Consider the following 26102-nt stretch of genomic DNA (forward strand, 5'->3'; position numbering starts at 1 on the left):
TCCCCGTGTCGGTCATCCGACCTCGGTCGTCCCCGTGTCGGTCATCCGACCTCGGTCGTCCCCGTGTCGGTCATCCGACCTCGGTCGTCCCTGTGTCGGTCGCCCGGTCCTGATGGTCCGGCTCGGGTGGTCCGGTCCTGATGGTCCGGTACTGATCGTCTGGGTCCCGATCGGGCCGGTCCGCGCGGCGCGGGTCATCAGCATGCCGGTCCATCTGGAAAACTGACCTGTTGTGGATGGTTACCTCGGCGTCATCGTGATCGTGGTCGTCGTCGCCCTGCTGGCGGCCGGCGGCCTTTTCCTGCTCTTCAGGCCCGGTGGCAAGGGCGCGCCGCCGGTCGAACCGCCCAAGACGCCCCAGGCACCCACGCTCCCCGAGCAGCGTCCCGCGCCCGGCGCGGAGGAGGGTGAGGGGGGAGGGGCGACCACCACGCTCCCGCCGCCCGCGCAACCCGCTGTCGTCACGCCCGAGATCGAGGTGCCGCCGCCGTCCGCCGGCCGGATGGTGCGGCTGCGCTCCCGGCTGGCCCGCTCGCAGAGCACGCTCGGGCGCGGCCTGCTGGAGCTGCTGTCCCGCGACCGCCTCGACGACGAGGTCTGGGACGAGATCGAGGAGAGCCTGATCACCGCCGACGTCGGCGTGGCGCCGACGCGCGCCATGGTCGAGGAGCTGCGCACGAAGGTCAAGGTGCTCGGCAGCCGCACCCCCGAGGAGGTGCGCAAGCTGCTCCGGGAGCAGCTGCTCGCCCAGATCAACCCCGATCTGGACCGTACGCTGCACGTCCAGAAGCACGGCGAGCGGCCCGCTGTCGTGCTCGTCGTCGGCGTCAACGGCACCGGCAAGACCACCACCACGGGCAAGCTGGCTCGCGCGCTGATCGGCGACGGCAAGAAGGTCGTGCTCGGCGCGGCGGACACGTTCCGGGCCGCCGCCACCGACCAGCTCCAGACCTGGGGCGACCGGGTCGGCGCCGACGTCGTACGCGGGCCGGAGGGCGGCGACCCCGCCTCCGTCGCCTTCGACGCCACGGCCAAGGGCATCGAGGAGAAGGCCGACGTCGTCATCGTCGACACCGCCGGCCGCCTGCACACCAAGACCGGCCTCATGGACGAGCTGGGCAAGGTCAAGCGGGTCATCGAGAAGAAGGCCACGGTCGACGAGGTGCTCCTCGTCCTCGACGCCACCACCGGCCAGAACGGGATGCGGCAGGCTCAGGTGTTCGCCGAGGTCGTCAACATCACCGGCATCGCGCTGACCAAGCTCGACGGCACGGCCAAGGGCGGCATCGTCATCTCGGTCCAGCGGGAGCTGGGGGTTCCGGTCAAGCTGGCGGGGCTCGGCGAGGGTCCCGACGACCTGGCGCCCTTTGATCCCGAGGTGTTCGTGGACGCCATTCTCGGCGACGACAATTCCAAGTAAATCGGGATATGAGGATGTGCGGCGGGCGCTGGGCGCGCTCGGCTGAACCGTTGCCGCGCCGCCAGGGGCTGTGCCGCCGGGCCGTCAGGAGGGCATGCTGACGCGGGTTGAGCGGTGTGTGCTGACGGGCTGTCAGGGATGCGTGCCGCCAGGGGATTGGGCGTGAGTGCCGCCCTCAGCGGTGTGTGCCGATGGGGATGACGAGTGGCGTGCCTGCCACCGGGTCGGCGATGATCTTGGCGTCCAGTTCGAACACCTCCCGCAGCAGGTCCTCCGTCAGCACCTCGTGCGGGTCGCCCGCGGCCACCACCCGGCCCTCCCGCATGGCCACCAGCCGGTCGGTGTAGCGGGCCGCCAGGTTGAGGTCGTGCAGGACCATGACGATGGTCCGGCCCGCTGCCCCGTGCAGGTGCCGTACCAGCTCCAGGACCTCCACCTGGTGCGCCAGGTCCAGGAACGTGGTCGGCTCGTCGAGCAGTAGCAGGTCGGTGCCCTGAGCCAGCGCCATGGAGATCCAGGCCCGCTGACGCTGCCCTCCCGAGAGTTCGTCCAGGGGGCGTTCGGCGAGGTCCGCCAGGCCGGTCATGGCCAGCGCCTCGTCCACGGCCGACTCGTCGTCCGACGACCACTGCCGGTACCAGGTCTGGTGCGGGTGCCTGCCCCTGGCGACCAGGTCGGCGACCGTCAGCCCTTCCGGCGCCGTGGGCGCCTGGGGCAGTACGCCGAGGATCTTGGCCACCTCGCGGGTGGGGGTCCGGTCGATGCGCTTGCCGTCGAGCAGCACCTCACCGCCCTGCGGCCGGAGCAGCCGGCCGAGCGCGCGCAGCAGGGTGGATTTGCCGCAGCCGTTGGGGCCGATGATCGTGGTGACCGTGCCCGCCTCGATGCCGAGGTCGAGCCCATCGACGATGGTGCGATCGCCGTACCCGAGCTTGACGTCGACGGCCTGGAGCCTCATTTGCGCGCCTTCCAGATCAAGTGGATCAGGTACGGGGCGCCGAGGACCGCGGTCACGACGCCGACGGGCAGTTCGATCGGGGAGAAGACGGTACGCGCGATCAGGTCGGCGGCGGCGGTCAGCACGGCGCCGACCACCGCCGATGACAACAGCGGTGGCTGGCCGTAGCGGGTCAGCCGGAGCGCGACCTGCGGCGCGGCCAGCGCGACGAACGCGATCGGGCCCGCCGAGGCCGTGGCGACGGCGGCGAGGAGCACCGCGGCGAGGATCATCAGCGCGCGCGCCGGGTTCATCCGCAGGCCGAGCGCGGTGACCGTGTCGTCGCCGAAGCGCAGCGCGTCGAGCGAGCGGGTGCCGAGCAGCGTCAGCGGCACGAGTACGGCCAGCGCGAGCGCCACGGGCAGCACATGCTCCCAGCCCCGGCCGTTGAGCGAGCCGCTGATCCAGACCATGGCCCGGCCGGTGTCGTTCACGTCGCCGACGGTCAGCAGCCAGTATTTGACGTTGGTGAACACCGCGGCCACGCCGATGCCGACCAGGACCAGCCGGTAGCCGTCGAGCCCGCGCCGCCAGGCCAGCGCGTACACGATCACGGCTCCAGCCAGGCCGCCGACCAGGGCCAGCAGGGGGATGCCGAGGGTCGAGAGCAGCCCGCTGACCCCGCCGTACGCGCTGCCGCTGGCCACCACCCCGGCCACGACCGTGACGGACGCGCCGGTGGTGACGCCGAGGATCTCGGGGCTGGCCAGCGGGTTGCGCGCGATGGACTGGATGATCGCGCCGGACAGCGCCAGCGCCGCGCCCACCAGGGCGCCGGTCAGGGCGCGCGGCAGACGGAGCTCCATGATCACGAAATGTTCGGCGCTGTTGACGTCGAAGGTGCCGCCCAGCACCTGGGACAGGCTCATCGGGATGTCGCCGATGCGCATGTTCAGGGCCATGAGCAGGCCGAGGAGCGCCAGGCCGCCGAGCGTTACGGCGACGGCGCGCGGCCGTACCCGCCAGGACAGGCCCGCCACCCGCAGCGGGATCGTCGTCGTCACAGCCGCACCGGCTTCCTGCGGCGGACCAGGACGACGAAGAAGGGGGCGCCGAGCAGCGCGAGCACCACGCCGACCTCCAGCTCGCCCGGCGGGGCGACCACGCGGCCGATCACGTCGGCGAGCAGCAGCAGCGCCGCGCCGACCAGCCCGGAGTACGGCAGCAGCCACCGATGGTCGGTGCCGGACAGCGGGCGGACCAGGTGCGGCACGATCAGCCCGACGAACGCCAGCGACCCGCAGGCGGCGACCGAGGCGCCGGTGAGCAGGGTGACGGCGGCGACGCCGACGGTGCGGGTGAGGGCGATGTTCTGGCCGAGGCCACGGGCGACGTCCTCGCCGAGGGCCAGCGCGTTCAGCCCCGGCGCGTTGACCATCGCCAGCACCAGGCCGACCAGAATGAACGGCAGCACCTGCCAGACCACCTCGGAGCCCCTGGAGGCGATGGAGCCGGCCTGCCAGAACCTGAACACGTCCATCGCCTGCTCGTCCAGGAGCACGATGGCCGAGGTCAGCGCGTACAGGAAGGCGCTCACGGCGGTGCCCGCCAGGGCGAGCGTCACCGGCGTCGGGCCGCCGCGCCCGCCGACCATGCCGAGCGCGAACACGCCGACGCTGGCGATCAGCGCGCCGGCCAGGCCGAACCAGATGTAGGCGAGCAGGCTGGAGGCGCCCAGCAGGATGATGGAGGCGACCATGGCGAACGCCGCCCCCTGCGTCACGCCGAGGAGCCCTGGGTCGGCGAGCGGGTTGCGGGTGTGGCCCTGCATGAGCGCGCCCGCGACGCCCAGCGCTAACCCGGCCAGTACGCCGAGCACGGTCCTGGGGACGCGTAGCGAGCGGATGACGATGTCGTTCTCGGTGCCGGTCGGGGCGGTGAGCGCGTGCCAGGCGTCGGCCGGCGGTACGGACTTGGCGCCGATCGTGATGCTCAACACCACACCGATCACGACGGCCCCGAGCAGGACCAGGAGAACGGTGAGCCGCCGATGCTGAACGCCGTGCGGGCGCGGCGTCACAGCGGTTGCGGTCACGCCGTTCCTCCTCTGCTTATTTGCCCGAGCTTGGTGAAGTATGCCAGGTTAGGCAGGGCTAACCTTAATTAGGGTTGCCTAATCTTTGCTGGGAAGGGATCAGATGAGACCGTTGCGCGCTCTGGTGGGGGCCGTACTCGTGGCGGCGCTCGCCGCCTGTGGTTCTTCGACTCCGGCTGAGCGGAAGCCGGCGGAACCGTTCCGTACCGTCAAGCACGCGATGGGTGAGACCAAGATCCCGGTGCGGCCCAAGCGGGTGGTGGCTCTGGACCAGAGCTTCGTGGACGCGGTGCTGACGCTGCGGACGCCGGTGGTCGGCTACACCACATATCGGTCCATCGACACGAAGCTACCCGATTACCTTGGCTCCGTCGCCGCCGAGTACGGCAAGGAGGCCACCCCGGTCGGCACCCTGGAGCAGCCCAGCCTGGAGAAGATCATCGCGCTCAAGCCCGACCTGATCGTCTCGGCCAAGGTCCGCCACGAGGCCCTCTACGAGAAGCTGTCCAAGATCGCCCCGACCGTCTTCAGCGAGACCACCGGCGCCATCTGGAAGGACAACCTCCGGCTCATGGGACAGGCCCTGGGCCAGGAGCAGCTCGCCGACACGACGATCAAGTCGTACGAGGAGCGGGCCGCGAAGATCGGCACCGCGATCAAGGAGAAGGACGGGAAGCTGCCGACCATCTCCATCGTCAGGTTCGCCGGTGAGCCGACGACGCGGCTGTACGTCGAGAACTCCTACTCGGGTGTCGTGATGAAGGACGTCGGCTTCCCGCGCCCGGAGGGCCAGCCCACCAAGCAGGACGCGATCGTGGTGGACGTGAGCCAGGAGCGCATCGGGGACCTGGACGCGGACCACCTCTTTGTCGCGACATATCCGGACCCGTCGTCTGAGGGGCCCAAGGAGAAGTTCGTGGGCAACCCGCTGTGGGGGAAGCTCAAGGGGGAGAAGCACGAGGTCAGTGACCTGACCTGGATGAGCGCGGTCGGCATCCAGGGCGCCCATGCGATCCTCGACGACGTGGCGAAGCTCTTCGCCGTCGATCCCGCCAGAACCACTTCCTGACCGGCTCAGAAAGCGGTTCCGGCTGGAGCCGCTTTCTGGCCGGCTGTGATCAGGTCAGCCCGCCGACAGGAACGTACGCAGGTCTGCCAGGTGGGGTGTGAGGTCCAGGCCCTGGGCGGCGAGCCAGTCCTGGTCGCAGTAAGTGCCCCGGTAGCGCTCGCCCCCGTCGCAGATCAGGGTGACGATGCTGCCCTGGACGCCGGTCTGGCGCATCTCGCGGATCAGGTCCACGCAGGCGGCCACGTTCGTTCCGGTGGAGCCGCCCACGTCGCGGCCCGTCACCTCGTGGACCCAGTGCATCGCGGCGATCGACCGGGCGTCCGGGACGGTGATCATGCGGTCGATGACCATCGGCTGGAACGAGGGCTCCACCCTCGGCCGGCCGATGCCCTCGATGCGGGAGCCCCGCGCGGTGACGGACGTGTCGCTCGACACCCAGCTCGGATAGAAGGCGGAGCCCTCCGGGTCGGCCACCGCGAGACGCGTGGGGTGGCGGCGGTAGCGGATGTAGCGGCCGATCGTCGAGGAGGTGCCGCCGGTGCCCGCGCCCACCACGATCCAGGTGGGCTCCGGGTGGGGCTCCATGGACATCTGCGAGTAGATCGACTCGGCGATGTTGTTGTTGCCCCGCCAGTCCGTGGCCCGCTCGGCGTAGGTGAACTGGTCCATGAAGTGGCCGTTCGTCTCGGCCGCCAGGCGGTAGGACTCGTCATAGATGGTGCCGGGGTCGTCGACCAGGTGACACTTGCCGCCGTAGAACTCGATCAGCGCGATCTTCTCCGGTGACGTGGACGCGGGCATCACCGCGATGAAGGCCAGACCGAGGAGCCGGGCGAAATATGCCTCGCTGACCGCCGTCGAGCCGCTCGACGCCTCCACGACCGTGGTGGCCGGCCCGATCCAGCCGTTGGCCAGGCCGTACAGGAAGAGAGATCGAGCAAGTCGGTGTTTGAGTGAACCAGTGGGGTGGACTGACTCGTCTTTCAAGTAGAGGTTTATGCCCCAGTGCGAGGGAAGCGGGAAGACGTGGAGGTGCGTATCACAGCTCCGGTTGGCGTCGGCTTCGACTTTACGGATCGCCTCCGTCACCCACAGTCGCGTCTCTATGTCATGCCGATCCACGAACTCCATGTTCATACGCTATCTCATGTGACTCTGACCACATTAAGTGCGGAATTGGGAGTATAGTGTTATGCTAATGAGACTGGTCCCGCCGTGGACGTGATGACGCACGCCGCGAGCAGGTGGACCTTTAACCTCTCTGACCTGGCGGAACCGTTAACGCGGCCCTTACGTGCCGATTGCGAAACTGGTACCGAGGCCAGCGGCTTGGCCGAGATGGGGGATAGCGCAAGGGGGAATGATTTGATCACTATGACCGATGAACAGCGACAAGACTGGTTCGAGCGCGACGTCGTGCCCGTGACGTCGCAGCTGTTCGCCTCCGCCATGCGCCTGACCCGCAACTCCGCCGACGCAGAGGACCTGGTCCAGGAGACCGTGGCCAAGGCATATACCTCGTACCACCAGTTCCGTGAGGGCACCAACCTGAAGGCCTGGCTGCACCGGATCCTCACCAACAACTTCATCAACGACTACCGCAAGAAGCAGCGCTCGCCCAAGCTGGCCGCCGCCGAGGAGATCGAGGACTGGCAGCTGCACGCCGCCGAGTCGCACAGCTCCACCGGCCTGAAGTCGGCCGAGACCGAGGCGATCGAACGGCTGCCCGACAACGTCGTGATGAACGCGCTGCGCTCCCTGCCGGAGGACTTCCGCGTCGCCGTCTACCTGGCCGACGTCGAGGGGTTCGCCTACAAGGAGATCGCCGAGCGCATGGGCACGCCGATCGGCACGGTCATGTCCCGGCTGCACCGGGGCCGCCGCCAGCTGCGCGGCATGCTGGAGGGCTACGCCCGCGAAGAGGGCGCCCTGCGTGTGCCGGCCCAGAGCGCCGCATAGCCACCCAATCCCCACCCCAATACCTAGCCGTCCAACCCCATATGGAGCCGTACGCGGAGTGTTCCGTTCTCGGCGCGCAGGTCGACGTGGTCACAGAGCTGTCGGCTGATCCAGAGCCCGTATCCCCTAGGGGATTCGGGCTCAGGTGGTATATAGCCCGGTAAAGGGTCATCGAGTGCGCCGCCCGGGTCGGCGATCTCGCAGATCATCTCCCTTCCGCTCACCCACATCTTGATCATGCCGTGGCCGGCGCCGTGCTCGACGCTGTTCGCGGCGATCTCGGAGACGCTGAGCACCAGGGAGCCGATGAGGTTCACGTCCATCCCCGCGGCGCTGGCGTAGTCACGTACCGTGTGCCGGAGCCCTTTGATCTCCCGCGCGGTGAAACTGACCGTCGCCACCCGCCCGCTCGGTGCGGGCAGCGGCTCCAGGTCGCCGTTCAGTACGAGCTCGTGCGGCCGGACGAAGCCCGTGCTGACCGCCTCACCGGTGGCCTCCAGCAGCAGGGGATGGATCACCGGCTGATGCTCCAGCACCGCCGCCGGGGTGGTTCGCGGGTTGTAGAGGCACAGCGCGACGGCCCTGGAGTCCTCCAGGGCGGCGTTCAGCACCGACTCGTACCGGATCCACTCGCGGGTCTCGCGCTCGCCGCGTCCGGGCCAGGGGATCTCGCCGATGACGAGCGTGCGCCGCCCCCGGGTGTACTCGTGGTAGGCGGCCAGCGTCCGGGGCGGGTGGATGTACCAGGTGCGGGAGTCTCTGCGGTCGATCTGCCGGGCTTCGTCGCCCAGTGCCTCGTCGAGCAGCCGGAGCTTGTCCGCCGAGGTCGCCACGATGACCCGCCTGTCGTGGGCGAGGGCCGCGCGCACGCGCGGCACGGTCAGCCTCAGGAAGGCGTCATTCGAGTCGTACGACACCGCAACGTGCTTGAACGACTCGTGGTCTGGACGAGCCCGATCAGGGCGCACGGCCGAAACGTAGCAAGCGCTTGCAATCTGCGCAACGGCTGCGGTCGGCACCGCGCCGGACGGCCGAATTGACGCGCCAAGTGACCGCAACTGTCGCGCGGAGACCTCACGCGGGCCCTGCGAAGCGACCGGAGAGACCTCACGCGGGCCGCGCCAAGTGGCCGCGGAGACCCCATGCGAAGCGCCGCGTCAGGCGACCGCGATGAGCGCCACCGCGCCGAGCGCGCACGCGACGCCCGCCACCTGGATCGCGTGCAGCCGCTCGCCCAGCACCCGCCGGGCCAGCAGCAGCGTGCTCGCCGGGTAGAGGGACACCAGCACCGCCACCAGGCTCAGCAGGCCCTGCTGCTTGGCCTCCAGGTACAGCACGTTGGCCAGCATGTCGAGCACGCCCGCCGCGACGATGATGTGCAGCGACCCACCGGCCGGCTTCAGCGTGCGCCGCGTCGCCACCGCGAGGGCCACCACCAGCGCCACCGAGGACAGTCTGGCCCCCACCAGGGGCCACAGCCCGCCGTCGGCGGGAGCCAGCGCGAGCAGGATGAAGAAGCCGCCGAACCCGGCGCCCGCGGCCAGCGCGACGAGTACCGAGCCGATCGAGCCGCTCTTGGCGGCGGAGCGGTCCTGGCTGACCAGGAGTACGGAGCCGAGGGCCAGCACCACCCCGACCAGCGCCACGGGCTCGGGGCGCTCGCCGGTCGCCAGGCCGTACATGACGGGGAGCGCCGCCGACGTGACCGCGGTCGTGGGCGCCACCACCGACATGACGCCGACGGCGAGCGCCCGGTAGAAGAGCACCAGCCCGGCGGCGCCCGCCACACCCGCCCCCAGCCCCCAGAGCAGCGCCGCGTCGCTGAACGCGCCGGGAAGCAGTGGCAGCAGGACGAGGATCACCGCCAGGCCGGAGAGCTGCGAGAGCGTCACGACCGAGAACACCTGCGAGCGGCGGGTGGCCAGGCCGCCGAAGAAGTCGGCCGTGCCATAGACCACCGCGCAGGTCGTCGCGAGGACCACCGCGAGCATGCTCCACCGTCCAGTCCATCAGAGTGCACTGCTAGTACAACTCATTAGAGTACAACACAGTGCAAATCACCTTCACTACACTGCACTGCATGGAGGATCCGGAGACGATCACACAGGCCATCGCCAACAACGTGCGCGCCCAGCGCGCGCACCGCGGGCTGACCCTCGACGCGCTGGCCGCCAGATCGGGAGTGAGCAGAGGCATGCTGGTCCAGGTCGAGCAGGCCCGGACGAACCCCAGCGTGTCCACACTCACCCGGATCGCCTCCGCGCTGGGCGTGACCGTGGCCAGGCTGGTGGAGGTCTCCGACGTGCCGGTGGTGCGGATCGTCGAGAAGGCCGACGTGGTCACGTTCGACCAGGGCGAGGTGCAGGCGAAGCTGCTGGTCGGGGCCGATACGCCGATGATCCTCGAGCTGTGGGACTGGCGGCTGGCGCCCGGCCGGCACCACGACGGCGACGCCCACCCGCCGGGCACCCGCGAGATGCTGACAGTCCTGGAAGGCGAGCTGACGCTCACGGTGTACGGCAGGAGTCACGTGGTCACGGCCGACTCCGCCGTGCTCTTCACCGCCGACAGACCCCATCGCTATGCCAACCTGGGATCGGAGGAGCTCCGGCTCGTGATGGTGGTCGCCGAGCCCAGAGAGGCGCCTGACCAATGAGGGCGGCTGACCAATTGAGGTCGGCTGACCAAGGGAGGGCGGCTGACCAATTGAGGCGCCTTACCAATAACGTCGAACAGCCTCCGGATCACCTTCTGGAGTTTGATGATTACAGCATGTCCTTGACGGCTGATGCCGGATGGTGGGTACATCCCGGTGTGTGCGACGTAACGTCAGCTGGGGGTGGCGCGTGACCGAAGGGCGCACGGCGACGGAGAAGCTCCACGCGGAGCTGCACGGCCTCGGTGTCACCAGCGCCTATGAGGTGGGCGACGACGCCACCGTCTCGGTGTGGATCGGCCTGGTCGTGCATTACAGGGACGGGTTTTACCGCTGGCAGGAAGGGCCCGTGAAACGTCGGCATTTGGGTACGGATCCGGTTGGATGTGCCATACGCGTGGCGCGTCGATACACCGATCTGCAGGCCGATATCCCACTCTGGTGGGAGGACCTGGCCAAGGAGCTGCGGGGTAACCCGGTACAGGAATATCCGTAAACCCCGCTCTCAGGGGGGCGGCATGCGGGGCTGGGCGGCATCTCTGGCACTGCTCGTCTTCGTGGAGCTCGTCTTCGTGGAGCTCGTCGTCGTGGCGGGATGCGGGACCCAGCCGATGACCCGACCGATGATCCAACCCCAGCTGACCCGCCCACAGGCGCCCATCGACCCGAAGAAGCTGGCCAGGCGGCTCGAAGCCATGCAGCCCGGCTGGCCGGCGGCCCGCAGGATCAACTGCAGGCGCATGAAGTGCGTCGCGCTCACCTTCGACGACGGGCCCGGCGACTACACCGCCAGGCTGCTGGATCTGCTGAGCGCCCGGAAGGTCAGGGCCACGTTCTTCGTCGTGGGGCAGATGGTCGCCGCGCACGGGGGCGCCCAGCTCGTACGCCGCATCGTGGCCGAGGGGCACGAGCTCGGCAACCACACGTGGAACCATCCACCGCTCACCGGGTTGACGGACCGAGGGCTGCGCTTCCAGCTGAAGCACACGAACGACCTGGTGGAGCACGTGACCGGGGTCCGGATGCGGGTGATGCGCCCGCCGTACGGGGCGACGAACCGTCGGGTGGCCGCCGAGGCGCGGCGCCTGGGGCTGGCGCAGGTCCTGTGGAGCGTCGACACCCTGGACTGGCAGGACCGGGTGCCCGCCCTCGTGGCCAGGCGGGCGGGCAAGGCGGCGGTGGGGTCGATCGTGCTGATGCACGACATCCACCGCAGCACCGTCCAGGCGGTCCCCGCGCTGCTCGACCTGCTGGCGAAGAAGGGCTGCACGCCGGTGACCATCTCGGAGCTGTACGGCGGGACGCCGGTGCCGGGCCGGATGTACTCGGCCCGGATATACAAATCCCGATGAGCCGTGCGGCGCGTCAAACCGTCGGCCGGCCGTGGCACTCTTGACCACATGGGTTTCACCGGTTTCCCCGACGAGGCGTTCGTGTTCTACGAGGGCCTTGAGGCGGACAACAGCAAGACATATTTCACCCGGCACAAGCACTTCTACGAGGACGCGGTGCGTGCGCCGATGCTCGCCCTCACCGAGGAGCTGGCGGCGGAGTTCGGCCAGGCCCAGCTGTTCCGCCCCTACCGTGACGTTCGCTTCGCCAAGGACAAGTCACCGTACAAGACCCATCAGGGCGCCTTCGTGGACCTCACGCCCGGCATCGGGTTCTACGTCCAGATCGGCGCCGACGGGCTCTTCACGGCGGGCGGCTGCTACACCCAGGCGTCCGACCAGGTGGCCCGCTACCGCGCCGCGGCCGACGAGGACCTGACGGGCAAACCGCTGGCGGACATGGTGACGGCCTTGCGGGCCGAGGGCTACGTCATCGGCGGCGACCGGCTCAAGACCCGTCCCCGTGGCATCGCGGAGGACCATCCCCGCCTCGACCTGCTGCGCCACAGGTCCCTGCACGCGGGCCGCCGGTGGGAGCCCGAGCCGTGGGTCCACACCGCCGAGGTCCTCGATCGGGTCCGCGCCACCTGGCGGGCCTTCGGGCCGCTGGTGGACTGGATGTGCGCCCACGTACGCGCCAGCGAGCTGCCGCGCCGCTGACCATGGGAGGTCAACCGAGCGTGACGGCGCGCGGGGACGACGCGGCGACGGTCATCGCCGAGACGGGGGATCGGACGCGCCGCGACCGCGTCACACTGGCGGCGATCACCGCCACGGCGGCCGCCCTCTACACCACCCTTTCCCTCACCAAGCTGGCGAACTTCAAGGCCGGCGCCTACGACCTGGTGATCTTCGACCAGGCCGTACGCTCCTACTCCCAGTTCCGCCTGCCCATAGCCATCGTCAAGGGCGTCCACAACGGCTTCGGCCCGGACTTCTCCACCCTCGGCGATCACTGGTCGCCCATCCTCGCCGTCCTGGCCCCGCTCTACTGGCTGTTCGACGGCCCGGTGACGCTGCTGGTCGCCCAAGCGGTGCTGCTGGCCGCCGCGGCGGTCCCGCTGTGGGTGTTCACGCGGCGGGCGCTGGGGCAGGGCGCCGCGCATCTCGTCGCCGTGGCCTACACGCTCTCGTGGCCCGTGGTGGAGACCGTGGCGTTCGACTTCCACGAGGCGGCGTTCGCACCACTGCTCACCGCGGTGCTGCTCGAACGCCATCAGGCCGGTAAACGGGTCGGCGTGGTGGCGGCCGCCCTGGCGCTGCTGTGCGTCAAGGAGGACATGGGGCTGCTGGTGGCCGGGTTCGGGCTGGTCCTGCTCACCCAGCGGGGGTGGCGGGTCCTGGGCGGCGCGTTCGTGGCCGGTGGGGCGGCCTACACGTGGCTGGCGTCGCAGGTGCTCATCCCGCTGTTCGGGGGGCGGGCCGACTACTACTGGGCGTACGGCGCGCTGGGGCCGGACATGCGGGGCGTCGCGCGCACCGTCCTGACCGATCCGCTCGCGGTGCTCGCCCAGCTCGGCAGCCCACCGGTCAAGCTCGTCACGCTGGCCCTGCTGCTCGGCATCACGCTGCTGACGGCGCCGCTGTCGCCGCTGCTGATCATGGCGGTGCCGCTGCTGGCCGAGCGGATGCTGGCCAGCTCGTTCCCCAACTGGTGGGTGGCCGGCTACCACTACAACGCCTTCGTCGTGGTGGTGGTCTTCGCGGCCGGCGTGGACGGCGTCCGGCGCCTGCGCGCCCGCCACGCGCCCAGCGGGGACCCGGTGACGCGGGTCGGGGTCCTGGGGGCGGCAGGCGGAAAGCTGATGGCGCGGATCCCGGCTCTCGGGGACCGGGTTACGCGGGTCTGGGCTTTGGGGGTGGTCGGGTTCGCGCTGGTCTCCGTGCCGTTCTTCTCCCTGGCCGGTCTGGCCGACCTCGACTCCTACCGGCACGACGCCCGCGAGCGGGCCGCGGCCGCCGCCGTCGCCGTGGTCCCCGACGGGGTGCTCGTCGAGGCGGCCAACAACCTGGCGCCGGCCCTGTCAGAGCGGAGCAGGGTGCTGCTGTGGGACCGCACGCGGCGCGACGCGCCGTGGGTCGTGGCCGACGTGGGGCGCAAGACCTTCCCGTTCGTGAACGTGGCCGAACAGCGGGAACGCGTACGGCTCCTGGTCGGCAGCGGCTATGAGGTCCGGTTCTCCCAGGACGGCTACGTGGTCCTGGCGGCTACGGCCCGGACGACGAGGACACCTGGTCCCCCTTGAGGATGCGGTCCACGGTCTGGCCCGCCGCCGACGTCGCCGCCGTGGTGCCCGCTGCGATGACGACGGCCAGCAGCGGCGTGGCCAGGCTGCGTACGCTGCGTACGTTGCGCACCCGCGCCCACGGCTCCCCGGCCAGATGCATGACGCGCCACTCCCAGTACAGTCCGAGCCCGATGCAGACCAGCGCCACCTCGCCCACCACGATGGCCACCACCTGCACCTTGACCGCCACCCCGATGTCCGGCTCGAACAGCGTGGGCAGATACGCCGACAGCTCCGTGACCAGCGCCGCCGCCATCAGGTGGAGCGCCTTGGTCATCGGCTGGGTGCCCCGGACGCGCGGATAGAAGTAGCCGAACACGAAGCCGAAGGCGGGCAGCGTCAGCAGATACCGGGAGTCGAAGACGAAGCTGCTCAGGTCGGCCCCCGTCGGCCAGCCGAACACGAGCACGAAGGGCAGGCTGAGCAGCAGGCTGATCACGAACGCGTACACGCCGTTGTGCCAGGGCGTGCAGCCGGCGGCGGTGGCCAGGGCCGTCTCGGGGTGCCGCCCGTGCTCCTCCAGCGCGGCCTCCAGCTCGTGGCGCCGCGTGTCGAACTCGGTCATCGTCAGCTCGCCGGCGCCCAGCTTGCCCCGGCCGATGCGATAGAGCTCCTGCTCGGAGATGAGCAGGAGCCGCTTGTGCAGGGCGGCCCTGACCAGCTGGCGGTGTTCCTCGGCGGTGGTGGGCTCGACGACGGCGGGGTGAGGGCGTACGAGCAGCCAGCGGGCCGTCACCCAGGCGGCGATCGAGGTGATCGTCAGCTGCGGCAGCGCCACATTGGCGTCGGTGAGCGTGGTGCTGCCCCGAGGGGTGAGGTAGAGCACCATCAGGCAGGCGATCACCGTGGGGTGCGTCGCCGGATGGTCGAGCGCGGCCAGCGAGCCGCCGAGGCGCCGGAGCCGGAGCACCAGCAGCGCGAACGCCAGCAACAGCAACCCGAGCACTCCGCGTACGAGCGGGTCGAGCGGCAGGATGCCGATCTTCGGCATGTTCGACATGTCCGTGCCGCCGAAGGGCAGGTTCCACGACCCGCTGTCCAGCCACTCGGTCGGCCAGCCCTGCACCAGCAGGCTCACCAGCACGGCACCCACGACCGCGGTGCGGGTCCACATCTTGGTGGCCACGGCGATGGCGGCGACCGGGATCACCGCCCAGCCGAGGGCCAGCACCAGCCGGATGCTGTCCGGCGGGTACACCCCGGTCAGCAGCGCCCGGCCCCACAGGGCGAGCGCCAGCAGGCCGATCGCCGCCTCGGCCGCCAGCACCGCCAGCCGTACGATCACCACGCGGACCCCCAGATCCACGCTGAACACCACCGCCGCCGCGGCGGCCGTCACGGCCGCGACCACGGAGCCGATCAGCAGCGTCTGGGCGGGTAACTGCTCGTGCAGCCAGGACCAGGACAGCATGCCGATGCCGACGAGGCAGGCGAGCCCGGTGACCACGAGCATGTCGCGGGTGGTCCACGGCGGGCTGGTCGGCAGGGCCCGGCTCGCGTGCCGCGCCGTGAGCGCCGGCAGCGCGAGGAACAGGGCCACGTACGCCACGGGCCGCCAGTCCGGCGCCAGGAGCGGGAGCAGCACGAGGGGTGTGATCAGGGCGATCCCCAGGAGGAGCTCGCGATTGGGCTGCCGGTTCCACCAGGCCAGGCCGAGCGAGCGCGCCAGGAAGGCGGCCAGCGCGATCGCGGTGAGCACGCCGAGCCCGGCCGTCCACGAGAAGTCGTCGGCCTCCTCCGCGTCCGGGAACCCGTAGGAGTCCTGGGCCAGCGTCACCTTCACCAGGTACGACCCGACGGTGAACCGCAGGAGCTCCGACTCCTCCAGCTCGGGATCGAGCCCTTGGGCCTGCAGTACGGTCCAGTCGCCCGGCAGCAGGCTGATCGTCCGCTGGCTCACGATGAGCGGCTTGGCGCTGGGGGCGGTGAAGTCGAGCGTCATCAGATCGCTGGGCTTGAACTGCCGCAGCAACGTCACCCGGAACTCGGCCGTGGTCAGCCCGCCGGTCGTGGTGAGGATCGGCGCCGGCCGCGTGGTCGGGGCCAGCCAGTCGCCACCCACCTTGATGGCCCCGAACCCGTCGTCGGTGAACCGCTGGATGCCGCCGGGGAAGCTGCCACCCTGCCGCAGCGTCTCGACCAGCGGGTCGGCCCGGTTCATGCGCAGCCGGTGCGTGACGGTCACCTTCACCTGGCGCTGCCGCTCGTCGAGCCGCCCCTGGGGCACGGCGCTCAGGTCACCCGGGCCGGCCCTGGTCACCTTGACCTCGGTCGTCGCCTGCCGGGCGAGCTTCACCTGTGGGTCGCCCCGGTCCTCCAGCTCCCATGGTTCGGGCACGGCGGGACTGTCGGACCGCGTGGACAGCGGCACGGGCCTGGCCGCCACCGTGCACCAGACGATCGCTCCCGCCGAGACCATCGCGAGCCCGAACGCGATGAACATCCGGAGCTTCCCCACAAGTGGATGATTCACTCGCGGAGGGAGTTGTTCTCGCCACTCCGGTCACGGTGTGGTCACACCTGACTTCTACCGAATGTCAGGAAGAAGTCAGGTGCGGCCAGTGACAGCCTGAATCAGGCGCGCTTGGCGCGAGCCGCGGAGCGGCCACGCGTGGAGGCGTCCAGGACCACCTTGCGGATGCGCACGTGGTCAGGGGTGATCTCCACGCACTCGTCCTCGCGGATGAACTCCAGCGCCTGCTCCAGCGACAGGTTGCGCGGCGGGATCACCTTCTCGGTCTCCTCGCTGGTGGAGGAGCGCATGTTGGTGAGCTTCTTCTCCTTGGTGATGTTGACGTCCATGTCGTCGGACCGGGAGTTCTCGCCGATGATCATGCCCTCGTAGACCTCGGTGGTCGGCGACACGAACAGCGTGCCGCGCTCCTGGAGGTTGAGCATGGCGAAGGCGGTCACGGGACCGGAGCGGTCGGCCACCAGGGAGCCGTTGTTGCGGGTGCGCAGCTCGCCGAACCACGGCTCGTAGGAGTCGAAGACGTGGTGCACCAGGCCGGTGCCGCGCGTCTCGGTGAGGAACTCCGTGCGGAAGCCGATCAGGCCACGCGCCGGCACCACGAACTCCATCCGGATCCAGCCGGTGCCGTGGTTGGTCATGTGCTCCATGCGGCCCTTGCGGACGGCGAGCAGTTGCGTGATCGCGCCCAGGTATTCCTCCGGGCAGTCGACCGTGAGGCGCTCGACCGGCTCGTGCACCTTGCCGTCGATGGTCTTGGTGACCACCTGCGGCTTGCCGACGGTCAGCTCGTAGCCCTCGCGGCGCATCTGCTCGACCAGGATGGCCAGCGCCAGCTCACCGCGGCCCTGCACCTCCCAGGAGTCGGGCCGGTCGGTGGGGAGCACGCGCAGCGACACGTTGCCGACGAGCTCCTTCTCCAGACGGTCCTTGACCATGCGGGCGGTGACCTTCGAGCCCTTGGACTTGCCGACCAGCGGCGAGGTGTTGGTGCCGATGGTCATCGAGATGGCGGGCTCGTCGACCGTGATGAGGGGCAGCGGGCGCGGGTCCTCGGGGTCGGCCAGCGTCTCGCCGATCATGATCTCGGGGATGCCGGCGATCGCGATGATGTCGCCGGGACCCGCCTCCTCGGCCGGCTTGCGCTCCAGGGCCTCGGTCATGAGCAGCTCGGTGATCTTGACCCGCTGGATCGTGCCGTCGGTGCGGCACCAGGCCACCTGCTGGCCCTTGCGCAGCACGCCCTGGTGGATCCGGCAGAGCGCGATGCGGCCCAGGTAGGAGGAGGCGTCGAGGTTGGTGACGTGGGCCTGCAGCGGGGCATTGGGGTCGTAGGTGGGCGCCGGGATCGTCGACTTGATGATGTCGAACAGCGGCTCCAGGTCCTCGTTGTCCGGCATGCCGCCGTCCTCGGGACGGTTCATGGAGGCGCGGCCGGCCTTGGCGGAGGCGTAGACGATCGGGAAGTCGATCTGCTCCTCGGTGGCGTCGAGGTCCATGAAGAGCTCGTAGACCTCGTCCACGACCTCCTTGATGCGCGCGTCGGGCCGGTCGACCTTGTTGATGCAGAGGATGACCGGCATCTTGGCGCCGAACGCCTTGCGCAGCACGAAGCGGGTCTGCGGCAGCGGCCCCTCCGACGCGTCGACCAGCAGCACGACACCATCGACCATCGACAGGCCGCGCTCGACCTCGCCGCCGAAGTCGGCGTGGCCCGGGGTGTCGATGATGTTGAGGGTCATGCCGCCGTGACTCACGGCGGTGTTCTTCGCGAGAATGGTGATGCCCTTCTCGCGCTCGAGGTCGTTGGAGTCCATGACACGGTCGTCGACGTCCTGGTTGGCGCGGAACGCCCCGGACTGCCAGAGCATGGCGTCGACCAACGTGGTCTTGCCATGGTCGACGTGCGCGATGATCGCGATGTTCCGCAGGTCGTCGCGGCTGTTCAAAGGCATGATGACGTCTCGCTCTGTGATCGTGGGGTCGGCCACGCGAAGTCGCGGCCTTATAAGTCTAGTTGATCCCCTCTGATGGCAGGAGCGGGACGAGATGCCGCCTGGCGTAGGCACGGGCTTCGTCGTCGCTGTCCAGCGGTATCGCGCTGTCCGGAGTGAGCACGAACGACAGCGCGATGCGGATGAACATCTCGGCCACGGCCTCGGCGTCCGGGGTGTCAAGGTGCTCGGCGAGATACGTCCTGGCGACCGCGAGGTACGCGCCCGCCTCCAGAGTGAGGTGCGGCAGGATCATGTCGGGCTCGGTCGCCAGCAGTCTGCTCAGCAGCGGATGCCCCCGCACCAGGCGCAGCGTGACCGCGAACCCCTCCGTCACCCGGTCGGCCATGGTCGGCAGCGGCCCGACCGCCTGCTCGAACGCCCGCAGGAACCGGTGGAGCTCGCGCAGCATCACGCCCTGGATCAGGTCGCTCCTGCGGGCGAAGCGCCGATAGACGGTGATCCGCGACAGGCCCGCCTGCCGGGCGACGTCGTCGACGGTCAGGCGGCGCAGGCCGTGCTCCAGCATCCGCGCGTAGGCCGCGTCGAGGATGCGCCCAGCCGTGGTCGGCTCGCCGGAATCGTCCTGCATGGAGCAAGACTATGGGGGGCTCATTGGGCACCGGACGTACATAGCGGGTTGCACATTTCTACGCATGTCCCGGCCGGTGCCGGATGCCTACATTGGCGGCATGACCTGGACAGAGCTGGTGCTGGGCGCCTCTCCCGTACAGGGCGACCAGCCCGCGGTCAGTGACGTCAGAACCGGCGAGGTGCTGTCGTACAACGCGTTCGCGCGGAAGGTCACGCACGCGGCGGCGGGGCTGCGCCGTCACGGTCTGCGCTACGGCGACCGCGTGATCGTCGACATGCCGCTCGGGGTGGGGTTCGCCATCGCCGTCCACTCCGTCGCCTGGTCCGGGGGAGTGGCGGTGCTCGGAGACTCCGGGACCGCCCGCATGATGATCGCCCAGCGCGGCTACGACCCGCTCGCGGTGGATGTTCAGAAGGTCTTCACCTTCGAGCCGACGCCGGGGGAGCTGCCGTTCAGCGACCTGCTGGGTGAGCGTTCGGTCCAGTTCGGGCCGCTGGCCGGCCCCGCGCTGAGCGTCGGCGGCGAATACGTCTACGACCATGACGAGCTGGCGTCGGACCTGCGCAGCCTGTCGTCGCGGCTGCTGGTCAGCGAGGACGACGTCGTACTCGCCGCGGTCAGCGATCCGCTCAAAGGGCTGCGGGTGCTCGATCTGGCGTTGATGTCGGGCGCCCACGTGGTCATCGCGCACGAGCCGAGCCTGATCGGCTGCCGCGTGCTCGCGCACGTGCACGCGGCCACCCTGGTCATCGCGCCGAACGAGGTGGTCAGACGCCTGCTCGGCGATCCGACGTTGCGCGTTGTGGACGAAAGGGCCGTCGTCAGCTCGCTCAGCCGGTGAAAAGTGCGACACTGTGGGAGAGTGTGATCCTTCCGCGACGCAGGGTGACCACAATGTCCGAGCCCCCCAGGCACAATCTTCCGGCCGAGCCCAACAGGTTCGTCGGTCGCGAGCGCGACGTCGACGACCTGTGCGGGCTGCTGGGTGAGACGCGCGTGGTCACGTTGTGCGGGGTCGGCGGCATCGGCAAGACCCGCCTGGCGCTGCGGGTCGCCGCGCGTCTGGTGCCCTCCTATCCGGGTGGCGTGTGGCTGGTCGAGCTGGCCAGGCTCACCCGGGGCGAGCTGATCCTTCAGGAGATCGGCCGGGCCGTCGGCATCCACGAGGAAGGCACCCGCCCGCTGCTCGACACGGTGGCGGCCCGGCTGCGTGACACGCCCGCCCTGCTGCTGCTGGACAACTGCGAGCACCTGGTCGACCAGTGCGCGGAGGTGGCCGCCGAGCTCGTCGCGGCGTGCCGGGGCCTCGGCATCCTGGCCACCAGCCGCGAGCCGCTGCGCATCGCCAGTGAGCTGGTCTGGCGGGTGCCGCCGCTCGACCTGCCCGACGAGCGGCATCCCGACGCCGAGTCGGTGCTGCTCTTCGTCGACCGCGCCACCGCCGCGGGCACCAGGCTGAGCCCGGCCAGCCTGGACGACGTCGCACGGCTGTGCCGGGCGCTCGACGGGCTGCCGCTCGCGCTGGAGCTGGCCGCGGCCCGCACCAGCCTGCTCAGTCCCGGGCAGATCGTCGATCGGATCGACGGCCGTTTCTCGCTGCTGACCACCGGCGGCCGCACCGCTCCGCCCAGGCAGCGCACGCTGCTGGCCGCGGTCGAATGGAGCTACGACCTGCTGTCGGCCAAGGAGCAGGTGCTTCTGCGCAGGCTGTCGGTGTTCGCCGGGTCCTTCGACCTCGAACTCGCCGAGCAGATCTGCGCCGACCGGCCCATCTCCGAGGCGGAGATCGTCGACCTGCTCGGCGCCCTGGTCGACAAGTCCCTCGTGCTGTGCGACGAGGAGCGCAGGCGCTACCGGCTGCTTGAGACGATCAAGCACTACGCGGCCGAGCGGCTGGCGGAGGCGGCCGAGCGCGAGGTGCTGCGTGATCGGCACCTGGAGGTGCTGTGTGAGCTCCAGCTGCGCCACTTCGGCACGGAGATGGTCGAGCCCGACCTGCCGTGGCCGGTGCGGCTGGCCGCGCTGGAGGCCAGCCGGAGCCTGGTGGACGACCAGCGGGCCGCGCTCGACTGGGCGATCGAGTCCGGCAACGCGCCGCTGGGCCTGCGCCTGTGCGCCTACAGCACCAGCCTGCTCCCGGTCAGCAGCGCCAATCCGGCCGAGATCGTCGGCTGGGTGGAGCGGCTGCTGGCCCTCGACCTGACCCAGGTGTCCGACGAGCAGATCGCGCATGCCCACGCGTACCTGGCCTATGGGCTGGAGGGCCGCGACGAGCTGGCCCGCTCGCTGGAGTACGCCAGGGCGAGCCTGGCGGGCCTGGGCGCCGACAACGTCTTCCCCAGCTGCGTGATGCACAGCCTGACGGTCGTGGTGCTGCTGCGCATGGGACGCGGCGACGAGGCGCTGCACCACGCCGAGACCGGCCTGGCCCTGGCCATCGCCTCCGGCGACCAGTGGAACCAGGCGGCCGGGCTGGCCGGGCTGTCGGCGGTCGCGCTCACCCGCGGCCGGCTGCGCGAGGCCCAGTGTCACGGCGAGGAGGCCCTGGCCAAGGCCCGCCAGCACGGGCACCGCTGGTTGCTGGCCAGGGCGGCGATGCAGCTCGGCGGGGTCGCCGAGGCGCGCGGCGACCTGGTGAAGGCGATGGCCCAGTACGAACTGGCGGTCCCGTGGCTGGAGGAGCTCGACGGCACCATCGAGCTGGCCCGCTGCCTGGCCAGGATCGGCCGGGTCGCGGCGCTGCTGCACGAGTTCGAGGTGGCCAGGGAACGGCTGGCCGCCAGCCTGGAGCTGAGCAGGCTGACCGGGCAGCGCCAGAGCGTGGCCCGCTGCCTGGTGAGCCTGTCGGTGCTGGCGGAGGCCGAAGGGGACCTGGAGAGCTCCGTACTCGCCGCCGCCTCGGCCACCGCGCTGCGCGAGTCGATGGGCCAGCACTCCGCCACGATCCGCATCGAGGAGCTGCTCACCCGCGCCCGCGCCAAGCTCGGCGAGAGCCGCACCGCGACGCTCTGGTCGCGGGGCAGGACGATGAGCCCCGACGACGCCGCCTGCCAGGTCCTCGCGGGCGAGCGGCCGGTCCCGGCCGATCCGGTCCCAGGCGGTCCGGTGGCGGCCGAGCCCGTCAGGCACTCGCTGCTGACCGCCCGCGAACAGGAGATCGCGGCCCTGCTGACCAGGGGCCTGTCCAACCGGGCCATCGCCGAGGAGCTCGTCATCAGCCCCGCGACCGTGGCCAGGCACATCGCCAACATCATGGAGAAGCTCGGCTACACCTCGCGCGCTCAGATCGCGGTGTGGGCGGCCGAGCAGCCGCGCGGTTCTGCATAGCGATCTGCATATTCCGCCCCATGTGTGCATGAGATGCCCTCCATAGCGTGGGCGCCATGGAGGAGCGCATCGTGATGGTGGACTCTGGCACCGGCCTGTGTCTCACCGAGGGGCAGCTGGACGAGAGGTCGGCCGCCGCGACCGTCCAGCTGCGACGCCGGGGCGTGCGCGCGGGCGACACGGTGCTCATCTGCCTGACCGTCGGTCCCGACCTGCTGGTGGCCACGGACGCGGTGATAGCCGTCGGCGGGATCGTCTGGCCTGTCCCGGCGGAGCTGGACGAGGGCAGGCTACGGGATCGGATCATGGCCAGCCGGGCCCGCCTGATGATCTCCGACCTGCCGCGGGCGATGAACGCGGCGAGAGAGTCACGCGTACGCATGGTGGTGAGCGTCGCGGAGCTACATTCGTATCCGGTCAGTCGCGAACTCTGCACGGAAAGTGATCCCACCGGGCGGCGAACCAAGGGAGACTGTGAGGGAGTGTGATCCTCCCGCCAACACTTGGACCTTTTCCATGACTGCGCAAGTCCAGCACAACCTCCCCGCCGAACCCAACCGTTTCGTCGGACGTGCGCGCGACGTGGCCGAGCTGTGCGCGCTGGTCCGCGGCGAGCGCGTGGTCACCCTCAGCGGAGTGGGCGGCATCGGCAAGACCCGCCTGTCGCTGCGGGTGGCGGCCAGCGCCATGCCCGGCTTCGCCGACGGCGTGTGGCTGGTCCAGCTCGCCCGCGTCAGCGACCCCGAGCTGATCGTGAAGGAGATGGCCGACGTGCTCGGCGTCCGCGAGGAAGGCTCCGAGCGGCTGCTCGACGGGCTGCGGATCCGGCTGCGCGGCACCAGGACGCTGCTCCTGCTCGACAACTGCGAGCACCTCGTCGAGCCGTGCGCCGAGCTGGTCGCCGGCCTGCTCGCCGACTGCCCCGAGCTGAGATTCCTGCTCACCAGCCGCGAGCCGCTGCGCATCCCGGGCGAGCTGATCTGGCGGGTGCCGCCGCTCGACCTGCCCGACGATCGCCATCCCGACGCCGAGTCCGTGCTGTTCTTCGTCGAGCGGGCGGCCGCGGCCGGGGCCCGCGCCGTGACCGACAGCATGCCCGACGTCATACGGCTGTGCCGGGCGCTCGACGGGCTGCCGCTCGCCCTTGAGCTGGCCGCGGCCCGCAGCAGCCTGCTCAGCCCGGGGCGCATCGCCGACCGGATCGGCGACCGGTTCAAGCTGCTGACCACCGGCGACCGCACCGCCCACGCCCGCCAGCGCACGCTGCTGGCCACGGTCGAGTGGAGTCACGACCTGCTCGCCCGCAAGGAGCGGGTGCTGCTGCGGCGGCTGTCGGTGTTCGCCGGGCGCTTCGACCTCGACCTGGCCGAGCAGGTGTGCGCCGACGGCGACCTGCTGCGCCGCGGCGAGGTGCTCGACGTGCTCAGCGGCCTGGTCGACAAGTCGCTGGTGCTCCACCACGGCGACGGCGGCCGCTACCACCTGCTGGACACCATCAGGCACTACGCCGCCGAGCGATTGTGCGAGGCGGGCGAGGAGGCGAGGCTGCGCGGCGGCCACCTCAAGGTGATCTGTGCCGAGATGGAGCGCTGCAACGAGGCCGGTTCGCTCCACCGCCGGCTGTCGTGGCCGGCCCGCGCCGTCCACTTCGCCAGGGGGCGCCGCCTGCTCGACGACTGCCGGGCGGCGATCGACTGGGCCGTCGAGTCCGGCGGCGCCGAGCTGGGGCTGCGCCTGGCCCACGCGGCGCTGACCATCCTCGCGGTGCGTGGCGATCTGCGGGAGGGCGTCGGCTGGTACGAGCGGCTGCTCGGCCTCGACCTGTCAGGCGTGCCCGACCAGCTGATCGGCGTGGCCAAGGGCGGCCTCGCCTACGGGCTCGAAACGCGTGACGAACTCGACCGGGCCGCGACGCTCATCGAGGAGAGCATCGAGGAGCAGCGGCGTCACCCCTATACGCACTGGCTCGGCGTCACCTACGGCGTGGCCCTGACCGTCTTCTTCCGCACCGGCCAGACCGGCACGGCCCTGCGCTACCTGCGCGAGCTCGAAGTGGCGGCCGCCGAGCACGACGACCTGTTCAACCTGACGACCGCCCGCATCGCCCGGCTCAACCTGGCGCTCTTCCAGGGGCAGCCGCGTCAGGCGCAGCGGTTCGGCGAGGAGGCGCTGGCCCTGGCCATGGAGACCGGCCACCACTGGACCCTGGCCAGGGCCCTGACCCACCTGGGCGCGGTGGCCGAGGCCAGGGGCGACCTGGCGGCCGCCATGCGGCACCACACGGCGGCGCTGCCCATCCTCGAAGAGCTCGACAACCGGGTCGAGCTGGCCCGCTGCCAGGCCAAGGTCGGCAGGGTGGCGGCCAGGCTGCACGACTTCCCCGCCGCCCGGCGCAGCCTGGCCGCCAGCCTGGTGCTGAGCACGCAGACCGGCCGGCGCAGCGGCGTCGTCCGCGCGCTGGTCGCCCTGTCCGTCCTGGCGCAGGCCGAGGGCGATCTCGACGGGGCGGTCGTCGCGGCCGCGGCGGCGAGCGCGTTGCGCGAGTCGATCGGCCAGCACGACGCCCCGGCCCGCACCCAGGAGCTGCTCTCGCTCGCCCGCGACAAGCTCGGCGAGGGCCGGGTGGCGCTGCTCTGGGCCAGTGGCATCGCACAGGATCCCGGCGCGGTGGCCCGGCGGATCCTCGACCAGAAGGCCGACGCCGGAGACGTTCATGAGCCCGCCGCCCTGCTTCCTGCCCTGCCCGCCACGCTCTTCGTGTCCTCGTCGGGCCCGGCCGCCCGCGAGCCGCGCTACGCGACGCTGACGGCGCGCGAGCGGGAGATCGCCGGGCTGCTCACCGAGGGCCTGAGCAACCGGGCCGTCGCGGCGCAGCTGGTGATCAGTCCGGCCACGGTGGCCAGGCACGTGGCCAACATCATGGAGAAGCTCGGCTTCGGCTCGCGCGCCCAGATCGCGGTGTGGGCGGCCGAGTACGGTCTCGACCACCGGCGACCGTAAGCGCGGTGTGGGCGGCCGAACATGGCCTCGACAACCGGTGACCATAAGCTCGGAAACATGCCGCTCGCTCCGAACTTCCCGGTCATGCTCCGCACCGAGGACGGCGTCCGCATCGACGCCGCGCACACCTTGTCGACCCGCTCCGGCCTCGGCATCGTGGTGGCGCACGGGTTCACCGGGTCGTGGCGCGATCCGGCCACGCGGCGCATCGCGCACGTGCTGAGCGGTTACGGCGGTGTGATCGCGTTCGACTTCCGGGGGCACGGCCGTTCCGGTGGCGAGTCGACTGTGGGTGACAAGGAGATCCTCGACGTCGACGCCGCCGTACGGCACGCGCGGGTGATCGGCTATTCCAAGGTCGCGGTGGTCGGCTTCTCCATGGGCGCCGCCGTGGCCGTACGCCACGCGGGACTGCTCGGCGGCATCGACGCGGTGGTGTCGGTGAGCGGCCCGGCCCGCTGGCACTACCGCGGCACCAAGCCGATGCGCCAGGTGCACTGGGCCATCGAGCGGCCGATCGGCAGGTGGGCGGCCAGGGTCGCCAAGCGCACCAGGATCGCCCGCGGCGAGTGGGACCCGATCCCGGTGCCGCCCCACGAGGCCGCCGCGCTCATCTCCCCGACGCCGCTGCTGATCGTCCACGGCGACGCCGACGCGTTCTTTCCGCTGGAGCACGCGCACCAGCTCTACGAGGGCGCCCGCGAGCCCAAGAAGCTCTGGATCGAGCGCGGCTACGGCCACGCGGAGTCCGCCGCGACCCCGGAACTCATCCGCCGAATCGGAAAGTGGATCGGTACGAACCTTTTCTGAGTAATAGACGTCTATCTAGGGCGTAAGGAAGAAATCCGCCGGGAGAAAGTCCTATGGGAAGGAAACCGTCGAGGCGGTGGACGTAGGACAT

The 26102-nt window shown here is 70.4% G+C and carries 22 protein-coding genes; 13 read left to right on the forward strand and 9 right to left on the reverse strand.

Going from position 1 to position 26102, the window contains the following annotated elements:
* The first annotated feature begins 232 nt into the window (after positions 1 to 232).
* A complete protein-coding gene (ftsY, locus tag ACQP2T_RS11485) occupies positions 233 to 1420 on the forward strand; it encodes a signal recognition particle-docking protein FtsY (protein WP_433516123.1) in 1188 nt (395 codons plus the stop codon).
* A 175-nt stretch (positions 1421 to 1595) separates the two neighbouring features.
* On the opposite strand, the gene ACQP2T_RS11490 is transcribed toward ftsY, so the two are convergent.
* Genes ACQP2T_RS11490 through ACQP2T_RS11500 form a run of 3 tightly spaced genes read right to left on the reverse strand, consistent with a single transcriptional unit; the run spans position 1596 to position 4452 of the window.
* Positions 1596 to 2378 (reverse strand): ABC transporter ATP-binding protein, encoded by a 783-nt coding sequence (locus ACQP2T_RS11490; RefSeq protein WP_357950460.1) that lies wholly within the window; start codon positions 2376 to 2378, stop codon positions 1596 to 1598.
* Complete coding sequence (locus ACQP2T_RS11495; RefSeq protein WP_433516124.1) at positions 2375 to 3421, reverse strand: FecCD family ABC transporter permease; 1047 nt, start codon at positions 3419 to 3421, stop codon at positions 2375 to 2377. Before ACQP2T_RS11495 ends, ACQP2T_RS11490 begins: the two co-directional genes overlap by 4 nt.
* Positions 3418 to 4452, reverse strand: coding sequence for a FecCD family ABC transporter permease (locus ACQP2T_RS11500; protein WP_433516125.1), 1035 nt, complete (start codon positions 4450 to 4452; stop codon positions 3418 to 3420). The genes ACQP2T_RS11495 and ACQP2T_RS11500 overlap by 4 nt, the downstream gene beginning before the upstream one ends.
* Positions 4453 to 4555: 103 nt before the next feature.
* Here ACQP2T_RS11500 and ACQP2T_RS11505 point away from each other — a divergent pair, with 103 nt between their 5' ends.
* Positions 4556 to 5521: an ABC transporter substrate-binding protein gene (locus tag ACQP2T_RS11505; RefSeq protein ID WP_433516126.1), complete on the forward strand. Its 966-nt coding sequence runs from the start codon at positions 4556 to 4558 to the stop codon at positions 5519 to 5521.
* A gap of 54 nt (positions 5522 to 5575) precedes the next feature.
* On the opposite strand, the gene ACQP2T_RS11510 is transcribed toward ACQP2T_RS11505, so the two are convergent.
* A complete protein-coding gene (locus tag ACQP2T_RS11510) occupies positions 5576 to 6652 on the reverse strand; it encodes a PLP-dependent cysteine synthase family protein (protein WP_433516127.1) in 1077 nt (358 codons plus the stop codon).
* Between the two features lie 243 nt (positions 6653 to 6895).
* On the opposite strand from ACQP2T_RS11510, the gene ACQP2T_RS11515 reads away from it, so the two are divergent.
* Complete coding sequence (locus tag ACQP2T_RS11515) at positions 6896 to 7480, forward strand: sigma-70 family RNA polymerase sigma factor (RefSeq protein WP_225291958.1); 585 nt, start codon at positions 6896 to 6898, stop codon at positions 7478 to 7480.
* A gap of 23 nt (positions 7481 to 7503) precedes the next feature.
* Here ACQP2T_RS11515 and ACQP2T_RS11520 read toward each other — a convergent pair whose 3' ends face one another.
* Positions 7504 to 8448, reverse strand: coding sequence for an anti-sigma factor RsbA family regulatory protein (locus ACQP2T_RS11520; RefSeq protein ID WP_433516128.1), 945 nt, complete (start codon positions 8446 to 8448; stop codon positions 7504 to 7506).
* A 189-nt stretch (positions 8449 to 8637) separates the two neighbouring features.
* Positions 8638 to 9471, reverse strand: a complete 834-nt coding sequence (locus ACQP2T_RS11525) for an EamA family transporter (protein ID WP_433516129.1) — start codon at positions 9469 to 9471, stop codon at positions 8638 to 8640.
* Between the two features lie 89 nt (positions 9472 to 9560).
* Here ACQP2T_RS11525 and ACQP2T_RS11530 point away from each other — a divergent pair, with 89 nt between their 5' ends.
* The 5 genes from ACQP2T_RS11530 to ACQP2T_RS11550 all read left to right on the forward strand — a co-directional run bounded on the left by ACQP2T_RS11530 (position 9561) and on the right by ACQP2T_RS11550 (position 13773).
* Complete coding sequence (locus ACQP2T_RS11530) at positions 9561 to 10136, forward strand: helix-turn-helix domain-containing protein (RefSeq protein WP_433516130.1); 576 nt, start codon at positions 9561 to 9563, stop codon at positions 10134 to 10136.
* Between the two features lie 190 nt (positions 10137 to 10326).
* Complete coding sequence (locus ACQP2T_RS11535; protein WP_433516131.1) at positions 10327 to 10632, forward strand: hypothetical protein; 306 nt, start codon at positions 10327 to 10329, stop codon at positions 10630 to 10632.
* 22 nt (positions 10633 to 10654) lie between these two features.
* Complete coding sequence (locus tag ACQP2T_RS11540; RefSeq protein ID WP_433516132.1) at positions 10655 to 11488, forward strand: polysaccharide deacetylase family protein; 834 nt, start codon at positions 10655 to 10657, stop codon at positions 11486 to 11488.
* A gap of 48 nt (positions 11489 to 11536) precedes the next feature.
* A complete protein-coding gene (locus tag ACQP2T_RS11545; RefSeq protein WP_433516133.1) occupies positions 11537 to 12187 on the forward strand; it encodes a DUF2461 domain-containing protein in 651 nt (216 codons plus the stop codon).
* 20 nt (positions 12188 to 12207) lie between these two features.
* The gene (locus ACQP2T_RS11550) at positions 12208 to 13773 is read left to right on the forward strand and encodes a DUF2079 domain-containing protein (RefSeq protein WP_433516134.1); all 1566 of its coding nucleotides are present in this window, start codon (positions 12208 to 12210) and stop codon (positions 13771 to 13773) included.
* Here ACQP2T_RS11550 and ACQP2T_RS11555 read toward each other — a convergent pair.
* The 3 genes from ACQP2T_RS11555 to ACQP2T_RS11565 form a co-directional block, all read right to left on the reverse strand.
* Entirely contained in the window at positions 13736 to 16273 is a 2538-nt protein-coding gene (locus ACQP2T_RS11555) for a hypothetical protein (RefSeq protein WP_433516135.1), read from the reverse strand. The genes ACQP2T_RS11550 and ACQP2T_RS11555 overlap by 38 nt on opposite strands.
* 116 nt (positions 16274 to 16389) lie before the next feature.
* Complete coding sequence (gene typA / locus ACQP2T_RS11560; protein WP_433516136.1) at positions 16390 to 18240, reverse strand: translational GTPase TypA; 1851 nt, start codon at positions 18238 to 18240, stop codon at positions 16390 to 16392.
* 58 nt (positions 18241 to 18298) lie between these two features.
* On the reverse strand, positions 18299 to 18871 hold the full coding sequence (locus ACQP2T_RS11565) for a TetR/AcrR family transcriptional regulator (RefSeq protein WP_433516137.1): 573 nt from the start codon (positions 18869 to 18871) through the stop codon (positions 18299 to 18301).
* Positions 18872 to 18971: 100 nt separating this feature from the next.
* Between ACQP2T_RS11565 and ACQP2T_RS11570 the strand changes: the two genes are divergently transcribed.
* From ACQP2T_RS11570 to ACQP2T_RS11590, 5 genes are read left to right on the forward strand one after another with little or no spacing between them, the layout of a single operon-like run.
* On the forward strand, positions 18972 to 19715 hold the full coding sequence (locus ACQP2T_RS11570; RefSeq protein ID WP_433516138.1) for an AMP-binding protein: 744 nt from the start codon (positions 18972 to 18974) through the stop codon (positions 19713 to 19715).
* Positions 19716 to 19768: 53 nt separating this feature from the next.
* Complete coding sequence (locus ACQP2T_RS11575) at positions 19769 to 22201, forward strand: ATP-binding protein (protein ID WP_433516139.1); 2433 nt, start codon at positions 19769 to 19771, stop codon at positions 22199 to 22201.
* A gap of 56 nt (positions 22202 to 22257) precedes the next feature.
* On the forward strand, positions 22258 to 22689 hold the full coding sequence (locus ACQP2T_RS11580; protein ID WP_433516140.1) for an AMP-binding protein: 432 nt from the start codon (positions 22258 to 22260) through the stop codon (positions 22687 to 22689).
* Positions 22690 to 22717: 28 nt separating this feature from the next.
* On the forward strand, positions 22718 to 25201 hold the full coding sequence (locus ACQP2T_RS11585; RefSeq protein WP_433516141.1) for an ATP-binding protein: 2484 nt from the start codon (positions 22718 to 22720) through the stop codon (positions 25199 to 25201).
* Positions 25202 to 25258: 57 nt separating this feature from the next.
* Positions 25259 to 26011 carry an alpha/beta hydrolase gene (locus ACQP2T_RS11590; RefSeq protein WP_433516142.1) on the forward strand — a complete coding sequence of 251 codons (753 nt, stop codon included), beginning with the start codon at positions 25259 to 25261 and terminating at the stop codon, positions 26009 to 26011.
* Positions 26012 to 26102 lie beyond the last annotated feature (91 nt).

The organism is Nonomuraea sp. CA-143628, assembly GCF_050942315.1.
GTDB lineage: Bacteria > Actinomycetota > Actinomycetes > Streptosporangiales > Streptosporangiaceae > Nonomuraea.

Bases quoted from the DNA above. Each gene is read 5' to 3' on its own strand.
- ACQP2T_RS11580 (WP_433516140.1), top strand. From the start codon at position 22,258: ATGGAGGAGCGCATCGTGATGGTGGACTCTGGCACCGGCCTGTGTCTC.
- ACQP2T_RS11545 (WP_433516133.1), top strand. From the start codon at position 11,537: ATGGGTTTCACCGGTTTCCCCGACGAGGCGTTCGTGTTCTACGAGGGC.
- ACQP2T_RS11570 (WP_433516138.1), top strand. From the start codon at position 18,972: ATGACCTGGACAGAGCTGGTGCTGGGCGCCTCTCCCGTACAGGGCGAC.
- ACQP2T_RS11575 (WP_433516139.1), top strand. From the start codon at position 19,769: ATGTCCGAGCCCCCCAGGCACAATCTTCCGGCCGAGCCCAACAGGTTC.
- ACQP2T_RS11540 (WP_433516132.1), top strand. From the start codon at position 10,655: ATGCGGGGCTGGGCGGCATCTCTGGCACTGCTCGTCTTCGTGGAGCTC.
- ACQP2T_RS11590 (WP_433516142.1), top strand. From the start codon at position 25,259: ATGCCGCTCGCTCCGAACTTCCCGGTCATGCTCCGCACCGAGGACGGC.
- ACQP2T_RS11525 (WP_433516129.1), bottom strand. From the start codon at position 9,471: ATGCTCGCGGTGGTCCTCGCGACGACCTGCGCGGTGGTCTATGGCACG.
- ACQP2T_RS11505 (WP_433516126.1), top strand. From the start codon at position 4,556: ATGAGACCGTTGCGCGCTCTGGTGGGGGCCGTACTCGTGGCGGCGCTC.
- ACQP2T_RS11515 (WP_225291958.1), top strand. From the start codon at position 6,896: ATGACCGATGAACAGCGACAAGACTGGTTCGAGCGCGACGTCGTGCCC.
- ACQP2T_RS11530 (WP_433516130.1), top strand. From the start codon at position 9,561: ATGGAGGATCCGGAGACGATCACACAGGCCATCGCCAACAACGTGCGC.
- ACQP2T_RS11585 (WP_433516141.1), top strand. From the start codon at position 22,718: ATGACTGCGCAAGTCCAGCACAACCTCCCCGCCGAACCCAACCGTTTC.
- typA (WP_433516136.1), bottom strand. From the start codon at position 18,240: ATGCCTTTGAACAGCCGCGACGACCTGCGGAACATCGCGATCATCGCG.
- ACQP2T_RS11490 (WP_357950460.1), bottom strand. From the start codon at position 2,378: ATGAGGCTCCAGGCCGTCGACGTCAAGCTCGGGTACGGCGATCGCACC.
- ACQP2T_RS11565 (WP_433516137.1), bottom strand. From the start codon at position 18,871: ATGCAGGACGATTCCGGCGAGCCGACCACGGCTGGGCGCATCCTCGAC.
- ACQP2T_RS11510 (WP_433516127.1), bottom strand. From the start codon at position 6,652: ATGGAGTTCGTGGATCGGCATGACATAGAGACGCGACTGTGGGTGACG.